Source organism: Arthrobacter sp. Hiyo1 (assembly GCF_001263615.2).
Taxonomy (GTDB): Bacteria; Actinomycetota; Actinomycetes; order Actinomycetales; family Micrococcaceae; genus Arthrobacter.
Genome location: NZ_DF952472.1, coordinates 30875 through 35972, shown reverse-complemented (window position 1 = coordinate 35972; position 5098 = coordinate 30875). Strand labels below are relative to the sequence as shown.

Genomic DNA, 5098 nt, shown 5'->3' with positions numbered 1-5098 from the left:
CCACGGCCCAGATGCGGCCGTCATATCGGACGGCCAACGGGGCGCCGTCGGGCTGAAGCGAACGGCGATCTCTTCTAGCGTGTGAATGGCCTCGGCAGTGAGTGTCATCGATGTGTTCTTTCCCGGGTTGCACGGCGCGCCGTTGTCATGCGGCCTTTGCGAGGGTTGGATCGGTTTTGTCCGCACTCTTTTAATCGTTTGTGTCCACGGAAAAGGTACGCTCGCGTCCAAAAAACCTGGGCGCGAAACTCGCCGCTCGCTCCGCATGGTTGCCGGCCCGCAGATCCCGGCTACGCGTACTTCAGGCTGAGCAGAAGTGCCTTGAGCTGCTTGTATTGTTCGGTAGCCATCCAGGACCTGGCTGCGTCTGGGGAGATGAAAGCCGGGGTGCCGAAGATGACCCGGGCGACCATCATTCCGTTGGGCATGAAGGTCTGGTTCGTGCCGGAACTGTGCACGGACGGATCGAACTCGGGGGCATTGCGGACGTCCATCAGGTACATGTAGGTGCCGTCGACGCCCTGATCGACGGCGAAACCGAATTCCCGGGACCGGCCGGCCAGATTGGGCAATGCCGGAATGGGGGCGCTATCAAGGACCGTTCGTGTCACTGGGCCGGCGGCGCCGTCGCCGTACGTGGCTGGAAACGCTCTCCCACGAGGCAAGGCAGGGCAGATAATGGTCCTAAGCGAACCTTGGCGGGCCCGACCCGGGAGACGATGAAATGGTTGCGGACATCATTGTCCAAGTGGTGGCAGACCTTATCGAGGGATGGTTCGATTGGCGGCCGACGCCTCGCCAGCGTGTCTTAAGGGCTCTGGATCTCTCGAGTGAGGCTGTCCTATCTCTGAAGCAAAGGGAATTCGGGCGGACGTGGCTGACGTACGGCTTGGGACACCTTGTGGATCTGGGGCTTGAATCGCGCGTCAAGGATATTCAGAAGGCACTGCAGCGCGTTGAATCCTTCCCTTGGGAAACCAAAGAGTAAGACCATCTAGAACACCGGACGCCAGGTCTCGACGGCGTCATCGCCGACAGCAACGATCTCACGCCAGCGGTCGAACACTGAGCAAGGGTGGGAGATGCCCAGATCCACGATATCGCCGACCTGCAGGCCTTCTGCGTCGTCCACGATGCGTGGTGGTCGAAGAGGCGCGTCAGCGTGGCGCCTTCGCCGTCCGGCAGGAGGGCCCCGTTACGGAATCGGGAGACGATCACCGGCAGGCCGGCGTCGTACGCCAACTCCCGCTTGCCCGCGTTCAGGACAACGCGCCCGGGTTCAGGGGCGGAGATGACCAGTGCCCGAACCACGACGGCGGCGGTGAGACCCGGGATTGGCGAGACGCTCTGGTAGGTGCCGTGGTCGTGCACGACGTAGCAGCCTGACCGGAGCACGTTGACGGAGGTGCTGTGCGGCAGGAACGCGGCGGCACGGTCCTGGAACGCCGAGCCGCCGTTGCTGAACACCGGCAGATCCACCTCGAAAGTCGCGTGCAGTTCGTCGAAAATGTCGCGGGCCAGGCGGCAATGCGAATCGATCCCGGCCAGGTTTGCATCGGTCCTGGTGTTCGGTGCCACGCCCTCGTAGGCGCTGACGCCGGCCAACAGTAATCCCTGGGCGGCACGAACCTCAGCAGCGAGAGGCCCGGCTTCGGCTTCGCTGCGGATCCCGGTGCGGCCGCCGGCGGTCCCGACGTCGATCAGTACGTTGAGCGGCCGTGGCGAGTGTTCGAACACTTCGGCCATGGCTTGGACGCCCGCCGTCGAATCGGCCAGGCAGTAGATCTCCAGCTCCGGCGAGGCTGTCAGCCGGGCGCGGAGCTCCTCGAGGTGGCCGCGGAACAGCACCTCGTTCGCGATGAGGATCCGGGTGGCACCCCACTCGATGGCCTGCGCGGCCTGCGCGGTGGTCGCCACGGTCACGCCCCAGGAACCGGGCAACTGCCGGCGGACAATCTCGCCCGTCATGGTGGTCTTGATATGCGGGGCCAGCACCATGCCGCGCTCCCGTGTCCAGGCCTCTTTGATGCCGATATTGCGCTCGACGGCGGCAACGTCCAGGAGCATCTGCGGCAAGGTGTTGAGAGGGAGGGCGGGGTCAAGGTGCGGCATGCGATGCGGTTCCTTCAGGACGTTCCGGAAGCTGGGTACCCGGAGATCCTATCCGGGTTCAGTAACTAGAGAACCCGTCGGCAGGTCGCCGCGAATGACAAGTAGTGGCCACTCGGGCGGTTACAGGGCGGAATGAGTATGGTCTTTCTCGTGTCAGACCTTTCAGGCGGATCGTCGCGTGGCTGGCTGCCACGAGCTGAGTCCAGGCCATAGGAGGTCACATCATGTCCGTCATCATTGCAACCAAGGTTTCCGGTGACACGAGCGTTTTCGCCAAGTCGCTGGAGGAGCGCGCTGACGAGTATCGCCAATGGGGGGAGCGCGGCCGGGCTGCTGGGGCCATCCACCATCAGTTCGCGGTCGGCGACGGGTTTGTCCTCGTAGTCGATGAATGGGAATCGACAGAAGCATTCCAGAAATTCTTCGGTGACCCCGAGATCCAGGCGTTCATCGGCTCGGTCGGCGGCGACCCGAACGTGGCCCCTGAAGTCACCGTCGGGGAATCGGTCGACTCTGCGGACAAGTACTAGCCGACTCGCGCATGTCGGTCCCCGTCAACGTACAGACTGTTCGCCCCCGCATGCTGGCCGCCGTCCGGCGTGAGGTCTTTCCGGGCGAAGTCGGCTCGGCATGGGGCCCTGCTGTGGCGCTGGTCTGGGACTTCATTCGCAGTCAGCCGGGTCTGTGGACGGACGGCCAGAATGTCTTCGTCTACCACCACCCGAACACGCCTGACGCACCCCTTCTGTGCGAATTCGGCGTCGAAGTCACGCGCACCTTTGAACCGGCGGGCGAGGTTCATGCAACCGAAACCCCCGCGGGCCAGGCTGCCGTGGCAGTCCACCGTGGGCCGTACCACCGCATGGACGAGGCATACAAGACGATCGAGGAGTGGATGGCGGCGAATCATAGGGAGTCTGCCGGGCATTCGTGGGAGATCTACGGAGATCCGACACCAGATCCGGCGGACACTGAAACCACGATCGTGCACTTGCTGAAGTAGCTGGCCGGCCGGGGCGCCTTCGCCGAGTTCGCGGAACATGGCCGGGGGAATGGCTGCGCGCCGCTATGCATATAGGCCGAAAAACCAGGTGGTCAGGGGGTGAGGGGGCCTTGCAGAACCTGGACGGCAAGCGCTTTGTCACCTTCGATGAGAGCAGTTTCTGCGAGGTTGGAGCGGCCCCAGAGCCCCAGGTACATCCCGTGCAGCGGGGCGGCAATGGAGGCCTCGGCTACCCCTTGGCCGAGTTTCCAGCTCCGGGCTCCGGGTACGTGGAAGATCACTGCCCCTTTCGGCTGGGGCATCCGTCCCAGGCGAAGCTGTCGCGGAGTGAACATTGTCAGGATTTCGTCAATTCCGTCGAGCAGGAAATCTTCTGCGAAAACAGGGTCTGCCAACTGATGTTTGGCAGGCGTCGATGAGGTGGACGGCGTGTTCATGTGCCTGGCGCCGGCGCCAGAACCCGGCTTTGCGCGGAGGCGGGCCGAAGTTCCAGCACGGCTCCTCGGGTTCGAGTGCCGACATTGTCCCGAGGAAGGCGTCCGCGCCTTGGAGGAACCACATTTCGGCTCCGGTGACCGGTGGTTCAGGTTCCTCGACGAACTTGCCCGAAAGGACTATTTGGGCTGCCCAACGTTCGATCGACCCCAGATGCCCGAAGAGATCCCTCAGTGTCCAGCCAGGGCACGCAGGGACAGGACGGGTCAGAATGTCCTCGGGTTGGCGAGCGAGGACGCTCAGGCGGTCAAGGCTGTTGGCCAGCTCAGTAAGAAGGCGATCCGGCGACATATGCCGAGCATAATGGGCCGGCCGGTTTCCCTGAATTCCAGCGGGTTCCAACACGGTGTGGCGATCACGCCAACGATGCTCCTGGCGCGGGTCATTTCACACTGGCATCCCGCACTTAGGAAGCAGGCTTACTATGGTGGATGTATGCCGGACTTAAACGACTGGACGACTCCACGGTTGCTCTCAACTGCAGCGCGACTGGTCGAGCATGCCTGGAATGAAAAGCTTGCTGTCTTGGGCCTGACCCATGCGGGTGTCATAGCGTTGGAGGTTCTCGACGCGGAAGGGGCCATGGTGCAGGCCCGGCTTTCCACCAAAGTCCAGGTGCGGGCGCAGACCATGGGACAGACGCTTTCGAGGTTGGAGGCGCATGGGCACATTACCCGGGAACGTAGCCGCCTGGACGGGCGCTCGCAGCGGGTGGCTGTTTCCGAGTCGGGCCGGACGGCCCTTGTCCAGGCCCGGGCGCTTGACCGGAATCTGACTCCCGGCGTCGAAGTCGGCGTGGAGGAACTGCGCGGCAAGCTAGTGGCCGTTATCCGCTGGCTCGGTTCTGCGCGCTGGGGCGAAGAAATGCCCGAGAACGAGTCAACGGCAACCAGCAAGGATCTGCCTGAGCAGAGCTAGCGCACCAGCAGCATGGCCGCCCGATTACGCCACTGCGTGCTGCCGCCGTCGTCTCACTACCGTTGCAACCACCAGGAGCACGACGACGGTCCCCAGGCCGAGTCGCGCCGCCAATGGGCCGTTGGGTTCGGCGCCGGTGAAATACATCAGGGCCAGCACGGGGGCGATGGCGGTGAACTCGTAGCGACGGCTCAACACGACGAACGGCAGAAGCAGCAGTGCGTACCACGGATAGCTGGGCGAAACGACCAGCAGCATCCCTCCGATCATCAAGACTTGTCCGTCCCATGGCCGGGCGGCGTCGGTTGTCCGCCATACGTAACCCGCGAGGCCGAGCAGGAGCACGAGCGCTGCCGGCGCTGCCCAACTGGCCGGGAGCACCAGCTTCAACAAAGCGAACCGCGGGCTGTCCTGCCCGTCGTACCCCTCCGAACGAAGGTATTCGGGAAGATAGCCCAGGACGGCCCAACCGCTGGCGAGGACGTACGGTACGTACACCACGGCGAACGTGGCCACGGCGGTCGCGCCGAAGCGGAACGGCCGCCGGTACAGCAGTGCCGGGGCGCTGAT

The 5098-nt window shown here is 63.9% G+C and carries 7 protein-coding genes and 1 pseudogene; 3 read left to right on the top strand and 5 right to left on the bottom strand.

The features are described from left to right. Window positions 1–290: 290 nt before the first annotated feature. Complete coding sequence (locus AHiyo1_RS13850; protein ID WP_148667588.1) at window positions 291–611, bottom strand: hypothetical protein; 321 nt, start codon at window positions 609–611, stop codon at window positions 291–293. A 325-nt stretch (window positions 612–936) separates the two neighbouring features. Beyond that, window positions 937–2112: an alanine racemase gene (locus AHiyo1_RS13845; RefSeq protein ID WP_059388953.1), complete on the bottom strand. Its 1176-nt coding sequence runs from the start codon at window positions 2110–2112 to the stop codon at window positions 937–939. Between the two features lie 224 nt (window positions 2113–2336). On the opposite strand from AHiyo1_RS13845, the gene AHiyo1_RS13840 reads away from it, so the two are divergent. Beyond that, entirely contained in the window at window positions 2337–2642 is a 306-nt protein-coding gene (locus tag AHiyo1_RS13840) for a hypothetical protein (protein ID WP_059388952.1), read from the top strand. An 11-nt stretch (window positions 2643–2653) separates the two neighbouring features. Further along, a complete protein-coding gene (locus AHiyo1_RS13835; RefSeq protein ID WP_084784507.1) occupies window positions 2654–3115 on the top strand; it encodes a GyrI-like domain-containing protein in 462 nt (153 codons plus the stop codon). Window positions 3116–3207: 92 nt separating this feature from the next. On the opposite strand, the gene AHiyo1_RS26820 is transcribed toward AHiyo1_RS13835, so the two are convergent. Both AHiyo1_RS26820 and AHiyo1_RS26815 read right to left on the bottom strand, forming a co-directional pair. Then, the gene (locus AHiyo1_RS26820; RefSeq protein ID WP_253257339.1) at window positions 3208–3552 is read right to left on the bottom strand and encodes a hypothetical protein; all 345 of its coding nucleotides are present in this window, start codon (window positions 3550–3552) and stop codon (window positions 3208–3210) included. Beyond that, window positions 3464–3901, bottom strand: a complete 438-nt coding sequence (locus AHiyo1_RS26815; RefSeq protein ID WP_253257338.1) for a maleylpyruvate isomerase N-terminal domain-containing protein — start codon at window positions 3899–3901, stop codon at window positions 3464–3466. The genes AHiyo1_RS26820 and AHiyo1_RS26815 overlap by 89 nt, the downstream gene beginning before the upstream one ends. A gap of 144 nt (window positions 3902–4045) precedes the next feature. On the opposite strand from AHiyo1_RS26815, the gene AHiyo1_RS13825 reads away from it, so the two are divergent. Then, on the top strand, window positions 4046–4528 hold the full coding sequence (locus AHiyo1_RS13825; protein ID WP_059388955.1) for a MarR family winged helix-turn-helix transcriptional regulator: 483 nt from the start codon (window positions 4046–4048) through the stop codon (window positions 4526–4528). Between the two features lie 24 nt (window positions 4529–4552). On the opposite strand, the pseudogene AHiyo1_RS13820 reads toward AHiyo1_RS13825, so the two are convergent. Then, window positions 4553–5098 (bottom strand): annotated as a pseudogene (locus AHiyo1_RS13820) (glycosyltransferase family 87 protein); the annotation flags it as partial.